We start from the raw sequence: 24,992 nt of genomic DNA, 5'->3' as shown, positions 1-24,992 counted from the left end.
GGCAGATCAACTCATCCAATTGCCGCCATCGACATTAAGCGTCTGGGCGACCACGTAGTCACTGTCCTGGCTGGCCAGGAAAACCGCCGCCCCGGTATGGTCTTCCGGTAATCCCATGCGGCCAAACGGCACGGCCTCGCCAACCAGGCGTTTTTTCTCGCCTAGCGGACGGTTTTCATAGCGGGCAAACAGGGCATCGACGTCTTTCCACATCGGCGTATCGACCACGCCGGGCGCAATACCGTTGACGTTGATACCGTGCTTGATCAAATCCAGCCCGCAGGACTGGGTAAGGCTGATCACCGCCGCTTTGCTGGCGCAGTAAACGCTTACCAGCGCTTCGCCCCGCCGCCCCGCCTGGGAGGCCATATTGATGATTTTGCCACCCTGCCCCTGATCGACCATGGCCTTGGCGACCGCCTGCAGGGTGAAAAACATACCTTTGGTGTTAACGGCGAATTGCTTATCGAAGCTCGCCTCGGTGACTTCAAGCACCGGCGCCATATCAAACACCGCCGCGTTGTTCACCAAAATATCGATACGCCCCATACGCTCGCGAACCTTTACCACCATCGCGTCTATCGACGCTGCATCGCAGACATTCAGCTCAACGCCCAGTACTCGCTCAGCGTCCACGTCCTGACGCAGCAGGCTAACCGCCTCATCGATCGCCGCCGTGTCGATATCGGCGACGACCACGCGGGCCCCTTCGGCCAGGTAACGCTGGGCGATTGCCAGCCCGATGCCTTTTGCCCCACCGGTCACTACGGCGACGTTATTGGTTAGCTTCATGTCTATCTCCCACACTGATAAGACCTTGCCATTCATTAACCAGGTCATTTAGCCCCTGCATATGAGACAAGATGCGCCAGGCACCCGCCTGACGAAGCCGCTCCGACTGCCCGTCATCCACATGACTGGCGCCCACAAACCCAATCACCCACATGCCTGCTGCAGTGGCCGCCGTGACGCCCGCCACGCTGTCTTCGACCACTAGACAGTTACTGGGGGCTTCGCCCAGTGTGGTGGCCGCCAACTGATAAAGCGCGGGATCTGGCTTGGGATGTTCCACTTGCTCCGCGGTAAAAATCGGCACATCACCGAGGGCAGCGTCCAGCCCAGTACCCGACAGCGAGGCCAGCACCCGACAGCGACGACTGTTGGAAACCACCGCCTTGGGCAGCGTCACCGCCCGCACCGCCACCTCGGCACCATCAATCGCGGTTAGTTCGCGGGCCAACCTCGCCTCGATGGCGGTGTCGACCCGCTCCGCGGCATTGACGGGTAACGGGTAGACGCTTAACTGTTCGGCGTGGCGCAGAATATTGGCAGTGGTCATGCCCAATGCCTGGCCAAGCGACTGCTCAATATCAATGTCCGGCAGCCAGCGGCTCAGATGTTCCGCCAAGGTGCCCTCGGCCAAGGCTTCGCTATCGACCAGCACGCCATCGCAGTCGAAAATAAGCGCCGTCATGCGGACGCCTCGGGAGAGGCGTCTTCACCGTTGGCGCGATTGTCCCCGCGTGTGAGCCCAGCCAGCGGATGCTGCTGCAGACTCGGCAGGGCCATACCGTCAGCGTCAAACAGGTGCGCTCGCTCGGGGGCAAAGCCAAAGCGCACCGTATCGTTAACCCGGTACGCCACATCGCCATCGGCCATGATGGTGATGAGCTGTTCGTCCGTCTTGACGTAGAGCGAGGTTTGGCCGCCTAGACGCTCCAGCACCTGTATTTGCCCGACCAACGGCCCTTGCTCGTCAAGCACCAGGTGCTCGGGCCGGATACCCAGCTCCAGGGCGGCGTCGTTACTCAGGTGCTGACCGTCTACCGGCACTTGGCGCTCGCCGCCGCCAGGCATCCGAATACTCACCCCGCTAGGCGTAACGTCAACCAGCGTGACGTCAAGAAAGTTCATCTTGGGCGAACCGATAAAGCCCGCCACGAACCGGTTTTGGGGATGGTGATATAGCGCCATGGGCGAGCCCACCTGCTCGACCACCCCATCGCGCAGCACGACGATTTTATCCGCCATGGTCATGGCTTCGATCTGGTCGTGGGTCACGTAGATCATCGTGGCGTCGAGTTCGTCGTGCAGGCGCGCAAGCTCAATGCGCATCTGCACGCGCAGCGCCGCATCCAGGTTGGAAAGCGGCTCATCGAACAGGAAAATACTCGGGTTGCGGACAATCGCGCGGCCAATAGCCACGCGCTGGCGCTGGCCGCCGGAAAGCGCTTTGGGCTTGCGGTCGAGCAGCGGCTCAAGCTGCAGAATTTTGGCGGCTTCCAGCACTTTGGCCCGGCGCTGCTCTTTAGGCACCTTTGCCAGGCGCATGCTAAAGCCCATGTTGTCTTCCACCGTCATGTGCGGGTAAAGCGCGTAGCTCTGGAACACCATGGCGAGGCCGCGATCAGCGGGGCCCACTTCGTTCATCCGCTGGCCGTCGATCAAGATATCGCCGTCTGTGGCGTTTTCCAGACCGGCAATCATGCGCATCAAGGTGGACTTACCACACCCGGAAGGACCAACAAACACCACAAACTCGCGGTCATTGACGTCCAAATCAATGCCTTTGATGACCTCGGTGTCGCCAAAGCGCTTGGTAATATTATTCAGTTGTAAGGTTGCCATAGGAAAACTCCTTTACTTGACGGCACCGAAAGTCAGCCCGCGCACCATTTGTTTTTGGGTTAGCCAGCCGAAAATTAAGATCGGCGCGATCGCCATCGTCGAGGCCGCCGACAGCTTGGCCCAAAAGAGCCCTTCGGGGCTTGAGAACGAGGCAATATAAGCGGTTAGCGGAGCCGCCTTGGACGAGGTGAGATTGAGGCTCCAGAAGGCTTCATTCCAACTTAAGATGACCGACAACAGCCCCGTGGAAGCAATGCCCGGCAGGGTCAGCGGTAACAGCAAAAAGAACACCTCTTGCAGCGTTGAGGCGCCGTCCATGCGTCCGGCTTCGAGAATGTCTTTGGGCATATCTTTGAAAAAGGTATAAAGCATCCACACCACGATCGGCAGATTCATCAGCGTATAGATGATGATCAACCCGGTTCGCGTATCCAAAAGCCCTGTGCTGCGATAAATCAGGTAAATGGGCACCAGCACCCCGACCGACGGCAGCATTTTGGTCGAGAGCATCCATAGCAGGGTGCCCTTGGTGCGTTTGGTCGGTAAAAAGGCCATCGCATAGGCCGATGGAATGGCGATCAGAAGCGCCAGCAGCGTCGAGCCAAAGGCGACAGCGACGCTGTTAAGCGCGAAGCGTGCATAGCCAGAGCGCGCCTGCACCGCCTGGTAGCTTTCCAGGGTGGGCGAAAAAATCAGCGTCGGATCGGCAATCGCCGCCGACTCGGTTTTAAAGCCGGTTAATATCATCCAGAAGATGGGGAAGAAAATCACCAGCGCCACCGACCAGCCGAAGACCGCCAGCAGCACTCTTTTACTCGCAGCCGAGCGCCACGGGGACGCGCTGTTAGAGGAACGTAAGCTTGTCATAACAAGTCTCCTAAGACACTTACGTGCCGGTTAGTCTTCCAGGTTTTTGGCCACCATACGGACCAGGAAGATAGCGACGATATTGGCGAGAATGATCGCAATTACCCCACCGGCTGAAGCGGTACCCACGTCGAAATCGAGCAACGCGCGGATGTAAATCAGATAGGCCAAGTTCGTCGTAGCAAGCCCTGGCCCGCCGGACGTGGTCACGAAAATTTCCGCAAAGATGGTCAGCAGGAAGATCATTTCGATCATGATCACCACGCTGATAGCACGCTTGAGATGGGGCAGCGTGATAAAGAAGAAAATGGCGACGGGGCCAGCGCCGTCCATACGCGCGGCTTCAACCTGGTCTTCATCCAGTGACTGCATGGCGGTGAGCAGGATCAGCAGCGCAAACGGTAGCCACTGCCAGGCGACAATAATCACAATCGAGGTTAACGGCAGCGACGAAAACCAGTCCAACGCGGGCAGCCCGAATGACTCCGCGAGCCAAGCCAGCACGCCGTTGGATGGATGCATCATCATGTTTTTCCACACCAAGGCGCTGACGGTGGGCATGACGAAAAACGGCGAAATCGCCAGCACGCGGGCAATGCCCCGCCCGGCGAAATCTTGTTGAAACAGCACGGCCAGTAGCGTGCCGCCCACCACGGTAATCGCCAACACCCAGCCGACCAGCAGCAGGGTGTTGCCCATCGCCGCCCATAGCGACGGATCGGTCAGTAAATACTCATAGTTTTCGAACCCGACAAAGCCAGTCACTTCAGGCATTAACAGGTTATAGCGCTGCAGCGAAAACCATATCGTCATGCCGAGCGGCACAATCATCCACAGCAGCAAGAGCGTCACAGCGGGTGCTTGAAGCGACAGCGTTCTTAGCCCGCCGACGGTACGGCCGGAAGCACGTGTTTTAGTCATGGAAGTACCTGCCAGAAAGCACAAGGAAAGACGCCTGAGCCTATTGGCTCAGGCGTTAACAGCGTTAGTCCAGGTAACCCGCCCGTTGCATGGCGCGTTCAGTGGCACGCTGGGCGCTGTCGAGCGCCTGTTCCACCGAGACATCACCCGTTAGCGCGGAAGAGATGGTCTGGCCAACCTGGGTGCCAATCGACTGGAACTCAGGAATGCCGACGAACTGCACACCAATGTAAGGATTGGGTTCCAGAGTTGAGTCGGTTGGGTCGGCCTCCTGAATCGCCTTGAGCACAAAGTCGGCAAACGGCGCGGCGTCGGTATAGCGCTCATCTTCGTAAGTCGATTTACGCGTGCCGGGAGGTACGCTGGTCCAGCCTTCAGTTTCACCCACCAGCTCGATATATTCTTCAGAGGTGGCCCAGGTAACAAACTTCTCCGCAGCCTCCTGGTTCTCGGAAGACGCCGGGATGGCTAGCGCCCAGGACCATAGCCAGTGGGAGCCTTTAGGCGTTTCGGCTACCGGTGCAGGGGCATAGCCAAGGCTGTCCGCCACTTCTGACTCATCTGGGTCGTACAGCTTGCCCGCCGCTGAGGTGGCATCGACCCACATGCCGCAGTTACCGCGTGAGAACAGCGCCAGGTTTTCGTTAAAGCCGTTGGAGCTGGCACCTGAAGGACCGTAATCATTAAGCAGGTCAACGTAGAACTGGATGGCCTCTACCCAAGCATCGGAGTTCAGTTCAGGGTTCCAATCCTCATCAAACCAGCGACCGCCGAAGGTGTTCACCAAGGTGGACACAAACGCCATGTTTTCGCCCCAGCCAGGTTTACCGCGCAGGCAGATACCGGCTAGACCGTCTTCCATGCCGTCCAGTTTGCCCGCCCATTCGCGAACTTCTTCCCAGGTGGGCTCATCGGTCATCTCGATGCCCGCTTCCTCGAACAGGTCCTTGCGGTAATACATCATCGAGCTTTCAGCGTAAAACGGCAGCGCATGGAGCGTGTCGTCATGGCTAAGACCATCGCGGACCGAGGTCAGCAGATCGTCTTCGTTGTAATCGTCGGGCAGGTTGTCAAGCGGTGACAGCCAGCCGCGTTCAGCCCAGATCGGCACTTCATAGGTACCGATGGTCATCACGTCGAACTGACCACCTTCGGTGGCAATGTCGGTGGTCATGCGCTGACGCAGCACGTTTTCCTCTAGCACCACCCAGTCCAGGGTAATGTCGGGGTGCGCCTCTTCGAATTCATCGGTAAGGCTTTGCATGATAACCATGTCGTTATTGTTGACCGTGGCAACGGTCAGCTCGGTTTCCGCTTGAACCTGACCAGCAAAGGCGATGGCTGCCGCTAGGCTGGTAAGTGGTAAGTGACGTGCGAGTCGCATAAAGCACTCCTGTTGGCTATGTGTTGGCATTGTTGTCGCCAGACGTTTTACAACTTGATCTCATTGATCATCAATCGAACAAATGATCGTACTTAAACCAAAAAAAAGCAAAGCCTCAGACCTTAGACTTTACGCTAATTAATCAGAAAAACAGCATGTTGCACTGCAGAATCCCGGCCTCATAGCGCCCCTAACCCTTCTGCATTGACAATATGCCGAGCCGCCATCTCATCTGTAACCAAGCCCTTTAGCCAGTTGCCCTTCAGGGCTGCATGAATAGCAGGGGCTTTGTCGCGCCCGCCTGCAATCGCCACCATCAGGTGCTTACCAAAGCGTTCAAGGGGCAAGCTTGTGACCCGTCGGGTAATCGAGCAATCGATCACATCGCCCTGCCGATTAAGCGGCCAGCCCAGCAGTTCGCCCACCGCCTCTAGGCCAAGCAGCTCATCGAGTTCGCTTTCACTAATAAAGTGGTCTTGAAACAACGTTGCCTGACGGTCGATACGTCCCACACCAATAAACGCCGCCTCCGACTCTCTAGCCACATCGGCAATCGCCTTGAACAAGCGCTGCGACAGCATGGCCTGCTTCTCGGCCAGCGACTCGGCCACCACCGGGGCGGGCAGCAAGAAGCGTTCACCGCCGGTTTTATCCGCTAGCACCATCACCGCGTCGTAGCGGTTGGCAGAGCCGTCCCGGGCGACGTTGCCCACCAGCGAGACAAATCGGTGCTGGGGGCGTTCAACGCGGCTCAGCGCTTCTACCGCCGCACGCACAGAACGGCCTGTGCCCAACGACAACGTCAGCGGCTCACTACGCTCAACGAGTCTTGAAAGCCGCTCTGCCCCAGCCACTGCCAAGTAGTAAGCTGCACTTTCAGGCGCGTGGCTATCAGCCGGCACCACATCACAGTAGGCGAGCCCAAAGCGCTCACGCAGTGCACTACCCAGCGCCATGCAGGTGGAAATCGGGTGGTCGATATGCACCTTTACCAGACCTTCCTGGCGTGCCAAGGCCAGCAATCGCTGCACCCCCGGCCTTGAGACGCCCAGTTGGGTGGCAATGTCATCCTGCGTCATGCCGCCAACATAGGACATCCACGCCGCCCTGGCCGCCTGATCTATTTTTACCTCGAATTTATCCATTCACCGGCTCGCTACCCAGGTGGTTAAATCGTCATCATACAAAGCAAACGAGGCGACCAGAAGTCGCCTATTCGCTAATATGACAGTAGCGCAACCATACACCATGGCGAAATCAAGAGGCGTTAACCTATGTATAAACTGGCATTTTTTGTTCCCACCGAGGAAGCGGAAAGCGTCAAAGAGGCCGTGTTTGAAACCGGCGCGGGGCGCATTGGCGACTACGAGGCCTGCTGTTTCCAGACCCAGGGCACAGGTCAGTTCCGCCCGCTCGAGGGGTCAGACCCGCATATCGGCCAGGTAGGGGAGCTTGAGTTCGTTGATGAACTCAAGATTGAGCTAGTGTGCAGTGACGACCATATTCAGGCCGCCATTGCAGCGTTAAAACTGGCGCACCCGTATGAAGAAGTCGCCTACGACGTTTGGGCGCTGGCGGATTTATAGCCCGCTTATCAGGCGCTACCGGCGTAGCGCTCGCGGTCTTCGGGGTTAATCGCGCTAATATGCAGCGGATACTCATGACGCACGCGGTCAGCATAAAAGTGCCGCAGGGTTTGCTCAATCGTCGGGAAAGCGAGCTCATCCCAGGGGATTTCGTGCTCCTCGAATAACGCTACTTCGAGGCTTTCTGGCCCGGCGTTGAAGCCACCGGTCAGTTCCGCCCGAAAAATCATATAAACTTGATTGATGTGCGGTAAGTCGATCAGCGTGTAGAGGTTAGCTAACGCCACCTCGGCGCAGGCCTCTTCGCGGGTCTCGCGAGTGGCGGCCTGTTCAGTGGTTTCGGCATTTTCCATGTAGCCCGCTGGCAGGGTCCAATACCCTCGACGCGGTGAAATGGCGCGCTTGCATAGCAGCACCTTGGTACCGCTAATGGGTAATGTCCCCGCGACAATGCGCGGGTTTTGATAATGGATGGTGCCGCAGGCATCGCACAGATAGCGCGGGCGGTCATCGCCTTCAGGAACGGCAAAACGCACGTTATTGCCACACTGGCTGCAAAAGTTCATCGCGATTTCTCTACGGCTGCTGGGGAAAAGGAAACAACGCTTAGGGATGCTCCATGTTAGAGACACTTCGCAAACGTCTGCAACAACTCTCGCCTCAACGGCTAGACCACGTTGTGATGCCGGAAGCGGCCGTTTTGTTACCTATTGTCGAGCGCCCCACCCCCACATTGCTGTTTACCCGGCGCGCCAGACACCTCAGTACGCATAGCGGACAAGTGGCGTTTCCTGGCGGTAAGCGAGAGGCGTATGATCGCGATCTTTACGCCACGGCGCTGCGTGAGGCCCAGGAAGAAATTGCGCTTGACCCAAGCGATGTCAGAGCGGTGGGCCGTTTATCCGATGTGATCTCACTACACGGCATTCGGGTAACCCCCTGGGTGGGCATTATTCCACCCGACCTCCCCCTGGTGGCAGACCCGGGTGAGTTAGACGCCATTTTCGAGGTACCGCTTAGCCATTTTCTGGACGACCAGCGCACTCATACCGATGTCATTACGGTGGATGGCGTCGCCCACTACGTGCCCAGCTATCAAGTAGACGGTCATGTTATTTGGGGGCTGTCTGCGATGATGCTAGTGGAATTGCTGGCCGAAGGTTTTGGGATGCAAATTGACCTTTACCAACGACCGGTCGGCGCGCTGCGCCATTACCCAGCACGCAAAAGCCCCCAAACGTCGTCATCCCCTCGTTCAACGCCTGTGAGACCCAACGAATGACCCCAAGCGTGTGTTTATCGCCTTCTTTACTGGCACCCGCCACTCAAGTCGCGCTGGTGGATGCGCTGGTTGAGCAAGGCTGGTACGTCGGTAAAGGCGTTATTGATCTCGACCTGTGCCATGCCCTTCATCACGAGCTCCATCACATGGCCGCGCATAATGTGCTTGATGAGGCGGGCATTGGCCGCGGCCAGCAGCACCATCTGCGCAAGGACATCCGTGGCGACGCCATTCATTGGCTCGACCGCGCAAGCGAAGCCCAGCGGCGCTATTTAATGACCATGGAAGAATTACAGCAGGCGCTCAACCAAGCGCTGTTTTTGGGGTTGTTTGAGTATGAAGCCCATTTTGCTCACTACCCGCCAGGGGCGTTTTATCAGCGCCATGTGGACAGCTTTCGCGGAAGAGCCAACCGCGTGATCTCAACGGTGGGCTACCTGAACCCTGATTGGCCTACCGATGGCGGCGGCGAAATGGTGCTGTATCACCCGGATGCCCCTGACCAGGAAGTCGCCCGTGTGATGCCGGAGGCAGGTACCTTTGCCTGTTTTATGTCGGAGACCATCCCCCACGAGGTGCTCCCCACCCACCAGCCACGCGCCAGCATTGCGGGCTGGTTTCGGCGCAATGCCTCTATGGGCGGGGTTTTGGACCCGGCGCGCTAGTCATTCAGCAGGCACCCCATTAAAAACGCCCTGGCGAATGCCAAGGCGTTACGATCTAAGGCAGCTTGTGATTCAAGCTTGGTCAAATCATTGCCATCGAAGGCTCAGTTCTTGAGCTTGGCCGTCATGCTGATGTCGGCGTTGAGCACTTTGGAGACGGGGCAATTGGCCTTGGCCGTTTCTGCCGCTTCTTTAAAGGTCGCGTCATCAGCACCGTCTACCTGGGCCTCAACGTCCAGATGAATTTTCGAAATATCGAACCCAGCATCGCTCTGGGAAAGCGTCACCTTGGCGCTGGTCTCGATGGAGGTGGCCGTTAAATCTTTTTCACCCAGCACCATCGACAAAGCCATGGAGAAACAGCTGGCGTGAGCCGCACCGATTAACTCTTCTGGATTGGTGCCTTTTTCATCTTCAAAACGTTTTTTAAATGAATAACTAGCGTCGAGGACGCCGCTTTCAGTGGCGACGTGGCCACGGCCGTCTTTCAGTCCACCTTCCCAACGTGCGCTTGCTTTACGATCCATGAATAGCTCCTTTCGCGTCAAAAGTCAGGTTGTTGATGGAGCCGCTGTTTGTCTGCGACTACCTACCCAGAGTAGCTGATTTTTGTCGCCCTGCCGACAAGCTAGGTTCCATTGCCGGTAAGACGGTCGTAAGCTTATCGGCCTTATGCCACCACTTTTGCGCAAGGATTTGCTATGTCGTCGGCAGATGCGTTGAGATTGATGCTGCTGTCCTCTCTTTGGGGATTATCGTTTATTTTTATGCGCGTTGCCGTGCCTGAATTTGGCCCGATTCCGCTGATTCTGGTGCGCATGGGGGTAGGCGCGCTGCTGCTGATACCGTTTTTACTCAGCGTTCACTATTTGCGCTTGATATGGCAGCACAAGGGCCCGCTACTGTTACTTGGCATTATCAACCACGTCCTGCCCTTCTCGCTGCTGGCCTTGGCCACGACCCGCCTGGAAGCGGGGTTCACCTCGCTGATCAATGCCACTACACCGATTTTTACCGCGCTTATCGGGGCATTATTTTTTGCCACGCCAATCATTCGCCAGCAGTACTTGGGGCTAGCGCTGGCGCTGGCGGGCGTTTATGTACTGTCGGCGAACCGCCTCGACTTCGCAGTCGGCGGCGACGGCTGGTTTATTCTGGCCGTACTGGGCGCAACCTTCTGCTACGGCATTGCCGGTAACTATTCGAAAACCCGCTTGAGCCATCTACCCAGCCGCGTGTTAGCCGCCGGTAGCTGTGCGATGTCAGCGCTCGTGTTACTGGTACCGGGGATGTTGTGGTGGCCAAGCGACCCCATTTCCCCGTTGGCATGGGGCAACGCGCTGGCGCTTGCCATGCTCAGCACCACGCTGGCGTTTTTACTTTACTTTGGTTTGCTCTCAAGCGCTGGCGCCACTGCCACCTCCACTGTGACGTTTCTGGTGCCGGTCAGCGCGCTGCTTTGGGGCTACCTGCTACTAGGCGAGACACTCAGCCTGCAAATTATCGCGGGTATGCTGATCACGCTATTGGGCACGGCGATTGCCACACGCCTGCTGCGTATCAGGCGTCGCGCTCGCGTGCCTCAAGCGCCGCCCCCACCTGGATAGTCTCGCCATCACCCTTGGTCAAGGTAGCATTCTGGCCAAAGTGAGCGCCTTTCAAGGTGGGTTGGGTATTCAGCGCCAGCAAGGTTTTCAGCGGCTCGGCGGGTTCAGGAATAACCGCCGTTTGCTGGTCAATGGTGGTAATTTTGCAACGCTTGCAGGGTTTACGCAGCGTAAACTGAAATGCCCCCGTTGATTCGGTAAGGGTGGCCCAGCGGTCTTCGGCCCACGGGGTATCGGTCTCGATCACCACGTTGGGCCGAAAGCGACTCATCGGCACGGGCGCGTGGTCGCCCGATACCAACGCCTCGTTCAAGGCGTCAAGCGAGCCGGTGGTGGTCAGTAAAAAGGGATAGCCGTCGGAGAAATAGGTGTGCGCCGCTCCACCCTCAAGAAAATCCTCTTCGACAGCACGGGTAAACTCAGTGGCAAAGCGCACTAAGCTAATCCCTTGAGCCTGCTCACCGAGCGCGGCCTCGAGCCAACGCGATACCTCTGGGCCTTCCGGCAGCGCTTTGCAGTGGTCGTCCCAAACGCTAACCAGCCGTATATTGCCCTCAGGCTCTTCAAGCGGTACAGCGAGCGGCTCCATCGCCGGGTGCGAAAGCACCAAGGCATTTTCGGTAAGCGCAACCCCAACGGTGGCTAAGACAGGAAGCTGGCGCTGGGTAACAAACCGCTGCCGAGCGTCGACCAACATCCAACGACGATCCCAGGCCAGCCCGTGCTCGTTTAGTCTGGCGTGCTCAACGCGGATGCCCTGCAGCGATTTCACGGGATAAACGTTTAACTGAGTGATCTTCACAGCATAGTGCCCCTGTGCAAAAAACTTTACTCTAGTCAGTTGTCGTAAGCGACGCCAGGCGATGCAGCTGGCGAAAGCGTTTTTCCTGCTTCAATGGCATAGCCCAGGTCAATCACCGTTTGCTTAACCGGCTCTCCATTGATGCGGGCTAGCAAAGCCTCGGCAGCCGCTTTACCGATAGCCTGGCGGGGCGTGATCACACTGGCGAGCCTCGGGGTCATCGCCTGGCCAACGTCGTGGCCGTGAAAACCGGCAATCGCCATTTGTTCGGGCACCTTGATACCCCGACGCTGGCATTCAAAATAGGCCCCCACTGCGACGTCATCGTTCGTACAGAAGATCCCATCGGCGGAGGGATACTCGGCCATTATCTGCTCCAGCAGCGCCGCCCCCACGGTGTAAGACGACCGCTGACTGCTATACAGCGTCACCGGGGTTAGACCATGGAGCTGCATGGCCTCACGATAGCCCTGTTCACGTTGCCGGGTACGCTCGTCAAGCCGCACTGCCAGGTAAATAACTTGTCGCCGACCGCGGCGGATCATCTCGCTGACCATATCGAAAGCCGCGCTGACGTTGTCGTAGCCTACCGCCTGCTGCAGCGGCGCTTGACGGGTATCCATGATCTCGACAATTGGAATACCGGCGGTTTCTAGCATCCGCACGCTGCGGGCGGTGTGTTCGCGGTCGGAAAGAATCACGCCGTCCACGTTGTAGGACAGCAACGAGGCCAGGCTGCGCTCTTCAAATTCAGGGCTATAGCCATAGTGGGACAGCATCAGGTGATAGCCGGCCGGCTCGGTCAGCGCTTCGATGCCGACGATGACGTCGGCAAACACCTGGTTAGTGAGCGACGGCACCAACACGCCAATGGAGTGACTGGTCGCCCTGGAAAGCAAATCGGGGGCACGATTAGGGATATAGCCGACCTGCTCTGCCATGGAAAATATCTGTTCGCGCAAGCCTGCTGACACCGTTTCGGGGTCGCGCAGGCAGCGGCTCACCGTCATTTTGGTAGCACCAACGCGATCCGCGATATCCTGCAAGGTGGGGCGTTTTTTTTTCAAACGAGGCGCCTTCTAAGCAAGTGTCAGGGGCCTTAGACTAGCGAAGCCTTGGCCCCAAGGCGATACCCGCTTAGTGGGAGGGCTTAGCCGACGCGGGCAGCGTGGCGATAAACTCGCGCACAATTTGGCTGGGCGTTAACGCAATTGAGAGGCTAACCGCTTCAGATTGCCCCGGCGGTTCCAGATCAGCCAACTGGCTTGCCAACATCGTATCCCCCTTAAAAAAGTGGCCCGCCCGCGTGGTAAGCCGCTCGCGGAGCAGGTCACGACTTCCTTCCAGATAAAGAATACCCAACGCTGGATCCCCTACCCGCAGGCGGTCACGGTAGCGTTTTTTCAGCCCCGAACAAGCAATCACTAGCGAACGGTCCTGACGGCAATACTCGGCGAACAAGCCTGCGAGTGTGTCCAGCCATTCGCGCCGATCATCATCGTTAAGCGGTGTTCCGCTGGCCATTTTGGCCACATTGGCGGGTGAATGATGATCGTCACCGTCAATAAAAGTCGCACCCAACGTGGCCGCCAGCTGTTGTCCTATATGAGACTTACCCGAGCCAGACACGCCCATCACTAGAATACGTTGAGAAGCACTTCCCATCCTGACGCTCCACTTAATTGCCGCGCACAGCGGTGAGATCAGGGAGCCAGGTTACCACGCCAGGAAACGCAATCAGGATCACCAGTACGACCAGTAACGCAGCGTAGTACGGCAACATGGCACGCACCAAGGACTCCATTGACACCTTGCCAACCCCACAACCCACGTAAAGGCAGGTGCCCACCGGCGGCGTTAAGAGACCAATACCCAACACAAACGACATCAGCACGCCAAAGTACACCGCGTCTACGCCCACCGAGGTCACAATCGGGGCCAGCATGGGTGCCATAATTACCATGGCTGGGGTCAGGTCCATCACAAAGCCGACCAGCAGTAGCAAAGCCGCCACAATCAGCAGTAACAAGAATGGATCCTGGGTAATCGCCTGCACCTGGGTGACCAGGGTTTGCGGCACCATGTTAATGGTTAAAAACCAGGCGATAACGGTGGCAAACGCCAGCAACATCATGACCATACCGGTAAGGCGTGCGGTACGAATCAACATTCCGCCCAGCTCTTTCACGCTGAACTCACGGTACACCAAAACAGAAATGGCCAGCGCGTAAAGCAATGCAGCCACCGCCGCTTCTGTGGCAGTAAACACACCACCGATAATGCCACCGATGACGATCACTGGCAGCACCAGCGCCAGCCAGGCATCCTTGAAGGCTTTCCAGAGGACATCCCAACGGAAGGCCCGCACCCCGCCACCATCCTTAGAAGCCATGATGAATGTCGTCACCATTAGCGCAAAACCTATCAATAACCCCGGCACGATACCGGCAATAAACAGGCGGCTGATTGAGGTCTCAGTGACAATGCCATAGAGAATCAGCGGAATAGATGGCGGGATAATAATGCCAATCACCGACGACACGGTATTAATCGCGGTGGCATTGGCGGCGGTGTAGCCCTGCTGCTTCATGGACGGGATCATCATCGCGCCCGTGGCCGCAGTATCCGCCACCGCAGAGCCGCTGATGCCGCCAAAGAACATTGAACCGGTGATCGCAACCTGCCCCAGGCCGCCGCGCATAAAGCCGACCAGGGCGCCGGCAAGCTCCATCAAGCGGCGCGCGATGCCACCTTGGCTCATCACCTCACCCACGAGAATGAAGAACGGGATGGCCAGCAGTGGGAAACTATTCACGCCACGAATCGACTGCTCAATCATAATCGACAATGGGATATCGGAAATGACCGCCATCACTACAGCCGCCACTCCTAGCCCGAACGCTATCGGCAAACCTAAAATTATAGATATCAACAAGATTGCTAGAAAAATCCATAGCATGACTTAGTCCCCCTGCCCTGGCTGGCGAATGATGCGAAGACTGACCCACATCCTCCATATCGACACCACAGCGATAAATAAAACGCACAGCACCAGCGAGAGGCTTACCAAGCTGGAAGGTACGCCGAGAATAGCAGAACGGCCAGTGGAGCTCGCCATAACATGGAACCCACCAACCAGCATGACGCCCATCAACCCAGTAATGATCAAATGCTGGATAAAATACAGCACGTGAGCAAAACGCATTGGTAAGCGACGCACCAATGCATCCACCGCAATATGTTCATAACGTGCAAAGGCTGCAGCAGCCCCTACAAACACCAGCCAGATAAACAGCATGCGCGCCAGTTCATCGGCCCAGGGCAGCGAATGATTAAACACCGCGCGACCAATCACATTGCACGACACTGCCACGATAAGCGCTACTAAGATGGCCCCTATCAGGTATTCCATCCCCAGGGTGAGCCAGCGAAATAACACTGGCCCCTGGCGGGTGTCAGTATCCAGCTCTAACTGCTTGCGATTAGGGTCATCCAGGTATACTGAAGGATCCTCAATCACGGGGTCGTTAAGCGGGGTGGTCTGGGAAGTCGTCATGATAACTCCAAGGGTACTGACAACTCGGGCAGGCCAATAGGCCTGCCCGATCACTGGCTGAAGGGAAGGTTATTCGGTGCTATCGTCGACGATCGCCTGGATGTCTTCGATCAGCTCTTCACCAATACGCGGCGCCCACTCTTCGTATACCGGCTGTACCGCTTCCTGGAAAGCCGCCAACTGCTCGTCATCAAGACGGGTGATCTCCATGCCGCGCTCTTCAAGCTGCTCGCGCGACCATTCGTCGTACTCCGCCGACAGCTGAATTTCGTACTCGGCGGACTGACGCGCCGCTTCCATCACCAGTTCCTGATACTCAGGCGCCATTTTGTCCCAGGTACGCTCAGACAGCATCATGATGAACGGCGTGTAAACGTGACGGGTTTCGGTGCCGTAATCCTGCACTTCGTGGAAGTTGGACGTAAGGATGGTGCTCCAGGGGTTTTCCTGACCGTCGACAACGCCTTGCTCCATCGCCGAGAAAAGCTCACCAAATGCCATCGGCGTGGGATTAGCACCCAAGGCTTCCCAGATATCCAGGTGCACCGGGTTTTCCATGGTGCGAACGCTCAGGCCGCGTACATCAAGGCCCGCAACGTCTTCCGGTGTCTCGATCGGACGGTCACTGTTAGAAAGCTGGCGGTAGCCGTTCTCGGAAAATGCCAGCGGCTTCAGGCCGGAGTCTTCAAAGCCTTCCAGCAGCTCCAGTGCCACATCGCTTTGCAGCACTTCGATAGCAGCTTCACGGCTTGGCAACAAAAACGGCAGGTCAAACACAGCCAGTTCTTCGACGTAGCTGGTGGCGGCTGAACTGGAGGGATATGTCATATCCAGCGTGCCGGTCTGCAGCATTTCCAGCATTTGTACGTCGTCGCCCAACTGGCTGTTGGGGAAAACGTTGACGGTGATACGCCCATCGGTGCGCTTCTCGAGAATCTCGCCGAAATACTGGCTGGAAATATACTGCGGGGAGTTCTCCGACAGGCCAAGGCCCATGCGCAGGGTGTGGGAGCCGTGATCACCCACTACGTCGCCGTCAATCTCCGGCGGGTCGGATAGTTCAGGGCTTTGAGCATGAGCCATACCCATTGTGAGCGTGGTCGCCCCAACCAGGGTCAGCGTGTTGCGCCAAATTGCGGTCATGAAGTGTCTCCAATCGAATCGTTGTTGTTGATCATCTTAGTGGATAGCGAAGACAGCCATCGCTATCGAGGGAAGGTTGCCGGTCACCAACGGTCAGCGCCGCCTTGTTACCGGTAACATTCGATAAGCGAACACTAGCCACCTGCCAGTACACTGTCAAAGCTAATCGGGTAAATTACGACCAAGGTATAGAGCGCTAGCCACCTGACGGTCGATCACGCTACATTAGGGGCACGCATTTTGTTAGGGAGCCTTCATGGCCGACGCCCCGACCTGCAGCGAGCTGGAGCTCGATAACCAGCTTTGTTTCGCGCTCTACTCCACTTCCTTGATGATGACCAAGGTCTATAAACCGCTGCTCAGAGAGTTAGGCCTCACGTACCCTCAATACCTCGCCATGCTGGTGCTATGGCAGGAAGATGGCATTACCGTCAGTACCTTGAGCAAGCGGTTGCTGACTGATCCTGGCTCGGTCACCCCACTCCTTAAACGCCTGGAAGCCGACCAGCTATTGCGCCGGCAGCGCAGCCGCCAGGATGAGCGGGTAGTAGAACTTTTTCTTACCGAACGGGGCCGCACCATGCGTGAACAGGCGCACCACATTCCCAGCTGCGTGATCAACGCCAGCGAACAATCCATCGAAGCACTGACCCAGCTTAAAAACGACCTCGTCAAACTGCGCGATAAGTTACACAACCATCAGTAGCCCGGAGCCATGGTAGGGATCAATATTTTGGGCATTTAACTTGCGCGCAAACTAAAGCTGCACTAAATTATTACTCACGCCAACATTATGTACAGGTTGGGTGAACCCATTTATCGAGCCATTGAGGGAGTTTTGACGATGTCGATCGAAACAATTGCTTACCGTGCACACGCAACCGCCACCGGCGGCCGTGAAGGCAATGCCAAGTCATCTGACGGTGCGCTGGACGTCAAACTGAGCACGCCCAAGGAACTCGGCGGCCCGGGCGGTGACGGCACCAACCCCGAACAGTTATTTGCGGCGGGTTACTCAGCCTGCTTTCTGGGCGCCCTCAAGCATGTCGCCAGCCAGGAAAAGGTCAAGCTTCCGGACGCCACCCAGATCGACGGTCACGTCGGCATTGGCGCGATTCCCACCGGTTTTGGCATCGAAGTCGAGCTGAAAATCAGCTTGCCGGGGCTTGAAAAAGACGTCGCTCAAACGCTGGTCGATAAAGCTCATGTGGTGTGCCCCTACTCCAACGCCACGCGCGGTAATATCGACGTCACCTTGACGCTGGTATAAGGTCAGTAGTCGGCGAACCATCAGCCACCGCTTGCGCATCAAGCGGTGGTTTTGCATTCATAGGAGGGCAAATGAGCGACAACACCTACACCCCACCTCGCGTCTGGAAATGGGAACCCGGCAACGGCGGCAAATTTGCCAACATCAACCGCCCCACGGCGGGTGCGACGCACGACAAGGCCTTGCCGGTCGGCAAGCATCCGCTGCAGCTCTATTCGCTGGCCACCCCCAACGGGGTCAAAGTCACCGTGATGCTGGAAGAGCTGCTGGAAAAAGGCATTAGCGGCGCTGAATACGACGCCCACCTGATCCAGATTGGCGAGGGCGATCAGTTCAGCAGTGGTTTTGTCGAGGTGAACCCCAACTCGAAGATTCCTGCTCTGATGGATCACAGCACTGCGCCTCCCCAGCGGGTGTTCGAGTCCGGCGCTATTCTTCTCTACCTGGCCGAAAAGTTTGACGCTTTCCTGCCCAGCGACCCATCAGCACGCACCGAATGCCTGTCATGGCTGTTCTGGCAAATGGGCAGCGCGCCAATGCTGGGCGGCGGGTTCGGGCACTTTTATGCCTATGCCCCAGAGAGCTACCAGTACCCCATTGATCGCTACACCATGGAAGTGAAGCGTCAGCTGGATGTACTCGACCGTCACCTGGCCGAAAATCGCTTCATGGCAGGCGATGCGTACACCATTGCCGACATGGCGATACATCCCTGGTACGGCGCCCTGGTCAAAAACCGGGTCTACGAAGCGGCCGAGTTCCTGGAAGCCCACACCTACAAAAATGTCATCCGCTGGACCGAAGAGATCGATGAGCGTCCGGCCGTCAAGCGGGGCCGCATGGTCAACCGCACCTGGGGCGAACCTCATGAGCAGTTACATGAGCGTCATGATGCCAGCGACTTTGAACTGCGCACCCAAGACAAGCAATAATGGCGCTTTTGCATTAACGAGCGTTATCGCAAACGGCCCATCGCGGGTCGTTTTGCGTCACGCCGTGTATAAGCTTAGCCGCATAAAGAGAGACGTCATGATTGACCCTAAATACAGCCAACTGCTGTTTACTTTTTTGATGGCGCTGTTCATGTCAGGCGTTATGTCGCTGGTGATCACGCTATACAACATCGGCCTCATTGACGGCATAGTGATGATCTGGCTTAAAGCCTGGCTGTTTGCTTTTATCGTCGCCTTTCCGGTCATCAACCTTGTGTTACCCCTAGTCCGCCGGCTCGTCGCCCTCCTAGTCAAAAAGCCGTCCAGCTAACGCAAAAAGGGCGACATACGTCGCCCTTTTCAGTATCACTACCTCGTTCAACAGATAGCTAGAACTGATAGCGCACGTTGGCCGTCACGTTGCGCCGCTCGCCGTAGCCGCAGTCACCGCCTTCGTAACGGCACCAGGAGACAAATTCTTCATCGGTCAGGTTTTTGGCATCCAGACTTAGATCCCACTGCCCAACGGTATAGCCGATCATAGCGTCAAATAAGGTCTCAGACGGCACCTTAGGCGCACCTCCCGAGCCGACGTTATCACCGATATAACGCACACCGGCGCCTAACCGCCAGTTATTGCCGACGTACAGCTTGTTCCACCACGATGCCTGCTTTTCGGCCACGGCGGACAGACGCTCACCGGTGCTGTCATTATTGGCATTCATGTTGGTGTAGCCCAACTGGGTTTCGAAGTCCTGCCAACGCTTGTTGATCTGCAACTCCCAGCCATCGATCACTGCCCCGGTTTGTTCAACGCCACCGGGGGTAGCGCCTTCCTCGATGCGGTTTTGCTGGGTGATGTCAAAATATGCCGCGCTAATCGCCAGCGATTTATCCGGCGACAGGTACTTAACGCCCGCCTCTTCCTGCTCGCCGGTGGTCGGTTTTAGGGTGCTTTGATTGGCAGTGCCGTCAGTACCCAGGTTCATGGTGAAGGCTTCAGAATAGCTCACATAGGGCGAGATGCCGTTATCAAACTGGTACATCAACCCGAGACGGCCAGTAGTGGCCTCCTCATCGCTGACCGTCTCCGTCCCTGTAGCCGGTACCTCCCGATTTTCCGCCCAATCATGGCGTAGCCCGGCGGAAACCACCACTGGGCCAACTTCAATATGGTCAGCCAGATAAATACCTACTTGCTCAATGTCGTTTTGCGAGCCGTCTATAGGATCTACTGAATCCAGTTGCAGATTGCCGTATTCAGGATCATAGATATCAATCGTACCGCCCAATCCTGCCCCAGTAGAAAAGTAATTATCCTGTTCCCAGTGGGCATCTTGCCTGTCAATACCGGCAATCAGATTATGCTGAGTATTGCCTAGTTCAAAATCACCTTCCAAGCGCGCGTCGATATTGAAAATTTGCGTTTCGTCATCAGCAGTAAAAATGGTCCGTGAAACCTCGCCGTTGGCATCGGGCACGCTTGGAATGTCGACCCAGTGCTCGCGGGTTTCGGTACTGGATTCGGTATAGCGCGCCGTCGCGGAAAACGCCCAGTCCCGGTTCAACTGGTGGTCGAAGAACAGCGTGGTCTCGGTTTTTTCGCGATCATAGCGATCCCAGCCTGGCTCGCCAACAAACCGCTCGGAGCCGATAAAGCCCTGGGAACCCGGCTCCAGCGTCCCCGCCTGGGGCAGGAACTGGGCCGATACCTGACCTTCATTTTCTTGGCGGTTAACCAGCAACGTGATTTCGGTGTCATCACTCGGCCGCCAGGTCAGTGAGGGTGAGACCACATAGCCATCGTCCTCGACGTGATCCACCTGAGTGTCGCTATCGCGCTGCAAGGCCACCAGGCGATAGAGCAGCTTGCCGTCCTCATCGGCGGCGCCTGTAACATCCACGGCAAGCTGTTTGCGGTTGTGCGAACCGTACTGCGCCCAGACCTCGCCCTGGCGCTCCTCTTCGGGCAGCTTGGATACCCCATTGATAATGCCGCCCAGATCCGCCTGCCCGTAAAGCATCGACGACGGCCCTTTCAGCACTTCCAGGCTCTCCAGCGCATAGGGGTTGGTACGCACTGAGTTGTAGGAGCCGTAAATCTGGCGCAGGCCGTCCAGATAGCGACCGGCTTCGATACCGCGCACCGAGGCTCCGTCGATGCGCGTGTCAAAGCCGTAATTACCAGCGTAGACACCGGGCGTATAAAGCAGCGCATCCTGAATCGTTTTACTGCCGGTATCCTGCATGAACTGCTCATCCACCACCGACATAGAGAACGGCTGCTCGTTTAACGGCACGTCCAATTTGCCCACGCTGGGCTGTTTTTCCGCTTCGATATAGCCCATTGCATCCAAGGCGGTACCTATGACCTGCATGGACTCAAGTTCGACGTCACTAGCGGGTTCGGCTTGCTGAGCGGTGGCATACGCAGGCGTCATAAGAGACGCAAGCGCTACCGCACTGGATAGCTTGCGCAAATGAAAGGCAGACTTTTGCATGATATTTTGATCCCGGAGCTAATATTAATAACAATGATAGTGATTTTTATTTGCGCATAATATAAAGACCGGAATAACGTCTGTCAAAGATCGTACGTGAAACGCGGAAAGAAGAAGAAAAGACCATCTGTGGGAGATACGCCCGCTGGCAGGACCCAGTGAACAAGATAAAAGACTGCTACGATCGCCAGGTACTCGTGGCAATCGCTCCATTACGAAGGACGGTCAAACAAGCTTACCGACGGCTCGCCCACCAGTGCGCGTAGGAGCTGTTATCGGGCGCCAGGCCGCCTTCATCGGGGCTGTCATCGTCCCACCATACCGGGCCGCGCTCGCCCAGCGCTTCCTTGGCCACCTGCACCGCGTCACGAGCCTCGCGTAGCGCATCTGCATCATCCTGTTGCTGCGCCGTTCGCACCGCACGGCGTGCTTGCATCAGCGCCTTGATGTGGGTGCGTTTCTCGTCTTCGCTCAAGCGCGGATCGGTACAGCGCCAGAGGCGATTTTTGGCCACAAAATAGCGGCCATCGGGCGTGTGGGGGTATTGCTTCCTGGCCATTAGCATCCTCCATTACGTCAACCGTCTTTCGCCGCACAGTGCCAGCACCGCGGTGCAACTAGAAGCGTTTCGACAGCGTCAGTGCTCCAAACTTATCCTGCTCTTCCTGACCATCAAACTCTCTCGAGCGCGCCACGGCGGCATAGGTCACTTGCCAATCCTCCCATGCCAGTGCCAGCCCACCCGACACATCACCCACCCACTCCTTGCGGTCGACCGAGTGACTATTGCGGAAAGTATTACCATCCAGGGTAAGATTTTGGGCCATGTAATAGCCATCCACACTGGCAAATAGGTACCACTGCCAGCCATCATTACCGGTCAGGTGATGACGGCTGCCCGGATTAGGCGTCATCGTAGGTATGCCCGAGGCGTCATCGCCCCAGCGCACGCTGTAACCGGCGCCAGCATAAGTGTAGAAGTTACCCAAGGCACCGCTTACGCTCGGGCCATGGGCAAACTGCTTACCGCCCAGCGGTGTGCTATGCCACCACTGGCGGCGTATGGCCGCATTGAGTATTGCCTCATCACCTAGCTGGTTGTCCCAGCCGCTAGGGCGGTCGCCATCAGTGAAGCGATGCACTTCGCGCTGAATGCTATCGGCAAGTGATGACGGCCCCGCTAGTCCAATATCCAGATGCACGTCGGTTGCTTGCTGCCAGTTGCCCATTGGCACATCTTCGTAAAGCGAAATACCGCCGTAGACAAGCCCCGCGTAAGGGCGATCATCCTCAATTAATTCACTCTGCGTGATATTGTTCGGCGTATAAATTTGATGCACTAGCCGATAAGCAGCTTTATCCGCGCTACCGATTAGGCTATCAGGCAGTGCCGTTGCTAGACGCTGAGTCCAGCTGTCAGAAGCAGGCTCAAACGACCAGTTAAGTTCAAAGCCGCTGGTAAAGTGGCCGTCGTCGCTGCTGGCCAAGTTATCATTTTCAAATTTTACCGATAGCACTTCATCCGCTGCATTGGCCAACCCGGGCAGCAGGCTAACGCAGGCAAACAGGCTGGCAAGTGGCCAACGCAGAGGGGAATATCCATTCATTGCTAAGTCCTTGAGTTGAGGGAGGCAGCAGCGGTTTAAAACAGCCAATCACAGACAAACATTCCTGTATGTATGTAACAATGTAAAAATATAGCAAGCATACTTCTGTCTTTCCAGAAAAAACGCTCCCAAATAAAAAGGATGGCCATTAGGCCACCCTATTGCATACGTTAAATTTAAAAGAAACAAAACTTTAAGGCTAACGATCCTGCAGTAACCACTGAGGTGTAATCTCGTGCTGACCATTTTCATCCGTAATAAACAGCGAACCTTCGCTAACCATCACGGCCCAGTTAATAGCCCTTGGCAGGTCTTTAGCAATGGTGGCTAATGCCTCCTGTGGCAGTCCTGCCACATGTATATTTTTCAGCGACGATATATTGGGTAGCACTTTGCTTTCCCATAGGTCTACCCGGCCATAAGCGAGTAAGGTAACGCGCTCGGCACGGCGGGAGCACCAGGTGATTCGCTCTGCATCCGGCAGCCCCACTTCGATCCAATGCAGCACACGACCATCTAGGCTTTTCTCCCACAACGCGGGCTCATCCACATCAGAAAGCCCACGGCCGAAGGCGAGCGACTCGCTATACCAAAGCACATAAGCAAGCAGGCGTGCGGTCATACGCTCTTCGGTTTCTGACGGGTGACGGGCCACGGTAAAGCGCAGCGTTTCGTACACCCCCCGATCCAGGTCAGTCAGGTTGATATCGACTTTGTAAGGCGTTGCGCTAAGAGCCATTGCAGTGTCCAAACGAAAATTTTCGCCAGTGTACCTGATGCGGGCGCGTACTGGTTCACGACCGCCGATAATCGGCTTTCAGGGTGCCGCTTTTTAGCGTTTCGGCCTCGTGCATCGGTTCGCGCCACGTTTCCTCAAGCGCGGCTTGATACCACGCCTGCATGGCCGGCAGCGCCAGCAGGTGTTCGACATAGGCGCTGGCGCGATCACTCAGCGGCAGGTTGAACGTCTGCACACGAAAGGCCACGGGGGCATAAAACGCATCGACTGCGGTAAAGCGGTTACCTGCCAAAAACGGTCCGCCGAAGCGCTCGAGCCCCTGCTGCCACAGGGCATCGAGGCGGGCTAAATCGGCACTGAGCGTGTCAGACAGGGCATTTAACTCAACGCGCACGCCGCAGTTCATGGAACATTCATCGCGTAGCGCCGCAAAACCGCTGTGCATTTCGGCGCTGGCCGAGCGCGCCCAGGCTCGCGCGGCCTTGTCACTCGGCCAGGTGTTGGGATACTGCTCGGCCAGATACTCGACAATCGCCAAGGAGTCCCATACCGCAAGCTCGCCATCGGCCGTCTGCTCAACCAAACAAGGCACCAGCCCCGACGGCGAAAACTCCCTAAAGGCTTGATGACTGGCACCGAAGCCGCCTTCAAATGGCATCAGGTGTTCGTTAAACGGAATCTCCAACGTTTTCATCAGAACCCAGGGGCGCAGCGACCAGGACGAGTAATTCTTGTTGGCAATGTATAAATCCATCTTGCAGCGCTCCTTACTTGAGATTGAATTTAGCGAGGGAGTGACAACCACTAACGTGTTGCCTGGGCCAGCGTATTACCGCCTAACCCCATCAATACGCCACCACCTGTGCGCTGAATCAGGCGCGAAGAACCGTGAGATTTTTGTAACCACTCACGCAACGGGCTGGCCAATAGCACCACCACGACATCCGCAGAAGAGAACAGCACATTGGTGGCGATACCGAGCCAGAGCAGCTGCCAGGCCACTGGCATAGCGCTATCGGGCTGTACGAATTGAGGCAGGAACGCGACAAAAAAGAGTGCGGTCTTGGGGTTGAGCACCTCCACCAGGAAGCTATCGCGCAGCACGCGTTTCGTCGAGGCAAGCGGCACGTCATCGCCGTGGGCTCGAATGCCCTGCTGCCATAGCCGCAGTCCCATCCAGAGCAGGTAAAGTCCGCCGATGACTTTCATGGCGATATAGGCAGGTGGAATCGCCACAAATAACAGCGCCAGGCCAAGCGCGGCGGCAATAACGTGGACGTAACAGCCCATATGCACACCCATGACCGCCAGCCAGCCTGCCCTTCGACCGCGCCCCAGGGTTTGTGCTGCGGTGTACAGCATCGCCGGCCCTGGGAGATAGGCAAAACCAAGCGCAGCGAGGATAAAGGCGGCCCATTGCATGGCAACTTCCTAAACGTCAAAGATAGTAAACCTGAGAATAAAACGGGGGTGACGCAAGCGCCACCCCCTAAATAAGCAAA

General features: G+C 56.8%; 29 protein-coding genes. 8 read left to right on the top strand and 21 right to left on the bottom strand.

What is annotated here, in order from left to right; translation table 11 throughout:
• Positions 1-6: 6 nt before the first annotated feature.
• The 7 genes from GA0071314_RS05725 to GA0071314_RS05695 form a co-directional block, all read right to left on the bottom strand.
• Positions 7-792, bottom strand: a complete 786-nt coding sequence (locus GA0071314_RS05725; protein WP_074395757.1) for an L-iditol 2-dehydrogenase — start codon at positions 790-792, stop codon at positions 7-9.
• The gene (locus GA0071314_RS05720; RefSeq protein ID WP_074395756.1) at positions 776-1,474 is read right to left on the bottom strand and encodes an HAD family hydrolase; all 699 of its coding nucleotides are present in this window, start codon (positions 1,472-1,474) and stop codon (positions 776-778) included. Before GA0071314_RS05720 ends, GA0071314_RS05725 begins: the two co-directional genes overlap by 17 nt.
• A complete protein-coding gene (locus GA0071314_RS05715) occupies positions 1,471-2,628 on the bottom strand; it encodes an ABC transporter ATP-binding protein (RefSeq protein ID WP_074395755.1) in 1,158 nt (385 codons plus the stop codon). The genes GA0071314_RS05720 and GA0071314_RS05715 overlap by 4 nt, the downstream gene beginning before the upstream one ends.
• A gap of 12 nt (positions 2,629-2,640) precedes the next feature.
• Positions 2,641-3,495 (bottom strand): carbohydrate ABC transporter permease, encoded by an 855-nt coding sequence (locus GA0071314_RS05710; RefSeq protein WP_074395754.1) that lies wholly within the window; start codon positions 3,493-3,495, stop codon positions 2,641-2,643.
• A 30-nt stretch (positions 3,496-3,525) separates the two neighbouring features.
• Complete coding sequence (locus GA0071314_RS05705; RefSeq protein ID WP_074395753.1) at positions 3,526-4,416, bottom strand: carbohydrate ABC transporter permease; 891 nt, start codon at positions 4,414-4,416, stop codon at positions 3,526-3,528.
• 64 nt (positions 4,417-4,480) lie between these two features.
• A complete protein-coding gene (locus GA0071314_RS05700) occupies positions 4,481-5,800 on the bottom strand; it encodes an ABC transporter substrate-binding protein (RefSeq protein ID WP_074395752.1) in 1,320 nt (439 codons plus the stop codon).
• A gap of 179 nt (positions 5,801-5,979) precedes the next feature.
• Positions 5,980-6,945, bottom strand: coding sequence for a sugar-binding transcriptional regulator (locus GA0071314_RS05695; protein WP_074395751.1), 966 nt, complete (start codon positions 6,943-6,945; stop codon positions 5,980-5,982).
• A 129-nt stretch (positions 6,946-7,074) separates the two neighbouring features.
• On the opposite strand from GA0071314_RS05695, the gene GA0071314_RS05690 reads away from it, so the two are divergent.
• Complete coding sequence (locus tag GA0071314_RS05690; RefSeq protein WP_074395750.1) at positions 7,075-7,386, top strand: Nif3-like dinuclear metal center hexameric protein; 312 nt, start codon at positions 7,075-7,077, stop codon at positions 7,384-7,386.
• 8 nt (positions 7,387-7,394) lie between these two features.
• Here the strand turns inward: GA0071314_RS05690 and GA0071314_RS05685 are convergent, their stop codons facing one another.
• Positions 7,395-7,952, bottom strand: a complete 558-nt coding sequence (locus GA0071314_RS05685; protein ID WP_074395749.1) for an NUDIX hydrolase — start codon at positions 7,950-7,952, stop codon at positions 7,395-7,397.
• A gap of 53 nt (positions 7,953-8,005) precedes the next feature.
• Here GA0071314_RS05685 and GA0071314_RS05680 point away from each other — a divergent pair, with 53 nt between their 5' ends.
• Both GA0071314_RS05680 and GA0071314_RS05675 read left to right on the top strand, forming a co-directional pair.
• The gene (locus tag GA0071314_RS05680; RefSeq protein ID WP_074395748.1) at positions 8,006-8,668 is read left to right on the top strand and encodes a CoA pyrophosphatase; all 663 of its coding nucleotides are present in this window, start codon (positions 8,006-8,008) and stop codon (positions 8,666-8,668) included.
• The gene (locus GA0071314_RS05675) at positions 8,665-9,333 is read left to right on the top strand and encodes a 2OG-Fe(II) oxygenase (protein ID WP_074395747.1); all 669 of its coding nucleotides are present in this window, start codon (positions 8,665-8,667) and stop codon (positions 9,331-9,333) included. Before GA0071314_RS05680 ends, GA0071314_RS05675 begins: the two co-directional genes overlap by 4 nt.
• 104 nt (positions 9,334-9,437) lie before the next feature.
• On the opposite strand, the gene GA0071314_RS05670 is transcribed toward GA0071314_RS05675, so the two are convergent.
• On the bottom strand, positions 9,438-9,860 hold the full coding sequence (locus GA0071314_RS05670; protein WP_074395746.1) for an OsmC family protein: 423 nt from the start codon (positions 9,858-9,860) through the stop codon (positions 9,438-9,440).
• Positions 9,861-10,034: 174 nt separating this feature from the next.
• Between GA0071314_RS05670 and GA0071314_RS05665 the strand changes: the two genes are divergently transcribed.
• Positions 10,035-10,940, top strand: a complete 906-nt coding sequence (locus tag GA0071314_RS05665) for a DMT family transporter (protein WP_074395745.1) — start codon at positions 10,035-10,037, stop codon at positions 10,938-10,940.
• Here the strand turns inward: GA0071314_RS05665 and GA0071314_RS05660 are convergent.
• The 6 genes from GA0071314_RS05660 to GA0071314_RS05635 all read right to left on the bottom strand — a co-directional run bounded on the left by GA0071314_RS05660 (position 10,894) and on the right by GA0071314_RS05635 (position 16,441).
• Positions 10,894-11,742, bottom strand: coding sequence for an MOSC domain-containing protein (locus GA0071314_RS05660; protein ID WP_074395744.1), 849 nt, complete (start codon positions 11,740-11,742; stop codon positions 10,894-10,896). The two genes, GA0071314_RS05665 and GA0071314_RS05660, sit on opposite strands and share 47 nt — an antisense overlap.
• A 35-nt stretch (positions 11,743-11,777) precedes the next feature.
• Positions 11,778-12,809: a gluconate operon transcriptional repressor GntR gene (gene gntR, locus GA0071314_RS05655; protein WP_074395743.1), complete on the bottom strand. Its 1,032-nt coding sequence runs from the start codon at positions 12,807-12,809 to the stop codon at positions 11,778-11,780.
• Positions 12,810-12,879: 70 nt separating this feature from the next.
• Positions 12,880-13,407 carry a gluconokinase gene (locus tag GA0071314_RS05650; protein ID WP_074395742.1) on the bottom strand — a complete coding sequence of 176 codons (528 nt, stop codon included), beginning with the start codon at positions 13,405-13,407 and terminating at the stop codon, positions 12,880-12,882.
• A gap of 13 nt (positions 13,408-13,420) precedes the next feature.
• Positions 13,421-14,701: a TRAP transporter large permease gene (locus GA0071314_RS05645; protein WP_074395741.1), complete on the bottom strand. Its 1,281-nt coding sequence runs from the start codon at positions 14,699-14,701 to the stop codon at positions 13,421-13,423.
• Positions 14,702-14,704: 3 nt separating this feature from the next.
• On the bottom strand, positions 14,705-15,298 hold the full coding sequence (locus GA0071314_RS05640; protein ID WP_074395740.1) for a TRAP transporter small permease: 594 nt from the start codon (positions 15,296-15,298) through the stop codon (positions 14,705-14,707).
• A 69-nt stretch (positions 15,299-15,367) separates the two neighbouring features.
• Entirely contained in the window at positions 15,368-16,441 is a 1,074-nt protein-coding gene (locus GA0071314_RS05635) for a TRAP transporter substrate-binding protein (protein ID WP_074395739.1), read from the bottom strand.
• Positions 16,442-16,697: 256 nt separating this feature from the next.
• Here GA0071314_RS05635 and GA0071314_RS05630 point away from each other — a divergent pair, with 256 nt between their 5' ends.
• The 4 genes from GA0071314_RS05630 to GA0071314_RS05615 all read left to right on the top strand — a co-directional run bounded on the left by GA0071314_RS05630 (position 16,698) and on the right by GA0071314_RS05615 (position 18,974).
• Entirely contained in the window at positions 16,698-17,147 is a 450-nt protein-coding gene (locus GA0071314_RS05630; RefSeq protein WP_074395738.1) for a MarR family winged helix-turn-helix transcriptional regulator, read from the top strand.
• A gap of 138 nt (positions 17,148-17,285) precedes the next feature.
• Positions 17,286-17,711, top strand: a complete 426-nt coding sequence (locus tag GA0071314_RS05625) for an organic hydroperoxide resistance protein (protein ID WP_172822090.1) — start codon at positions 17,286-17,288, stop codon at positions 17,709-17,711.
• A 71-nt stretch (positions 17,712-17,782) separates the two neighbouring features.
• Complete coding sequence (yghU, locus tag GA0071314_RS05620) at positions 17,783-18,643, top strand: glutathione-dependent disulfide-bond oxidoreductase (protein ID WP_074395736.1); 861 nt, start codon at positions 17,783-17,785, stop codon at positions 18,641-18,643.
• A gap of 97 nt (positions 18,644-18,740) precedes the next feature.
• Complete coding sequence (locus GA0071314_RS05615) at positions 18,741-18,974, top strand: DUF2798 domain-containing protein (protein WP_074395735.1); 234 nt, start codon at positions 18,741-18,743, stop codon at positions 18,972-18,974.
• 58 nt (positions 18,975-19,032) lie between these two features.
• Here GA0071314_RS05615 and GA0071314_RS05610 read toward each other — a convergent pair whose 3' ends face one another.
• From GA0071314_RS05610 to GA0071314_RS05585, 6 genes are all read right to left on the bottom strand, one after another.
• Complete coding sequence (locus GA0071314_RS05610; RefSeq protein ID WP_074395734.1) at positions 19,033-21,144, bottom strand: TonB-dependent siderophore receptor; 2,112 nt, start codon at positions 21,142-21,144, stop codon at positions 19,033-19,035.
• Positions 21,145-21,379: 235 nt separating this feature from the next.
• The gene (locus tag GA0071314_RS05605) at positions 21,380-21,703 is read right to left on the bottom strand and encodes a hypothetical protein (RefSeq protein WP_074395733.1); all 324 of its coding nucleotides are present in this window, start codon (positions 21,701-21,703) and stop codon (positions 21,380-21,382) included.
• A 58-nt stretch (positions 21,704-21,761) separates the two neighbouring features.
• Positions 21,762-22,751 carry a lipid A deacylase LpxR family protein gene (locus GA0071314_RS05600; protein ID WP_074395732.1) on the bottom strand — a complete coding sequence of 330 codons (990 nt, stop codon included), beginning with the start codon at positions 22,749-22,751 and terminating at the stop codon, positions 21,762-21,764.
• Positions 22,752-22,950: 199 nt separating this feature from the next.
• Positions 22,951-23,490 (bottom strand): YaeQ family protein, encoded by a 540-nt coding sequence (locus GA0071314_RS05595; protein WP_074395731.1) that lies wholly within the window; start codon positions 23,488-23,490, stop codon positions 22,951-22,953.
• Between the two features lie 55 nt (positions 23,491-23,545).
• A complete protein-coding gene (locus tag GA0071314_RS05590) occupies positions 23,546-24,244 on the bottom strand; it encodes a glutathione S-transferase family protein (RefSeq protein ID WP_074395730.1) in 699 nt (232 codons plus the stop codon).
• Positions 24,245-24,294: 50 nt separating this feature from the next.
• On the bottom strand, positions 24,295-24,912 hold the full coding sequence (locus GA0071314_RS05585; RefSeq protein WP_074395729.1) for a LysE family translocator: 618 nt from the start codon (positions 24,910-24,912) through the stop codon (positions 24,295-24,297).
• Positions 24,913-24,992 lie beyond the last annotated feature (80 nt).

Origin of the sequence: Halomonas sp. HL-93, from assembly GCF_900086985.1 — a bacterium.
Lineage (GTDB): Bacteria > Pseudomonadota > Gammaproteobacteria > Pseudomonadales > Halomonadaceae > Vreelandella.
The sequence above is the reverse complement of the archived record's forward strand: the minus strand, read 5'-3'. Positions and strand labels throughout refer to the sequence as shown.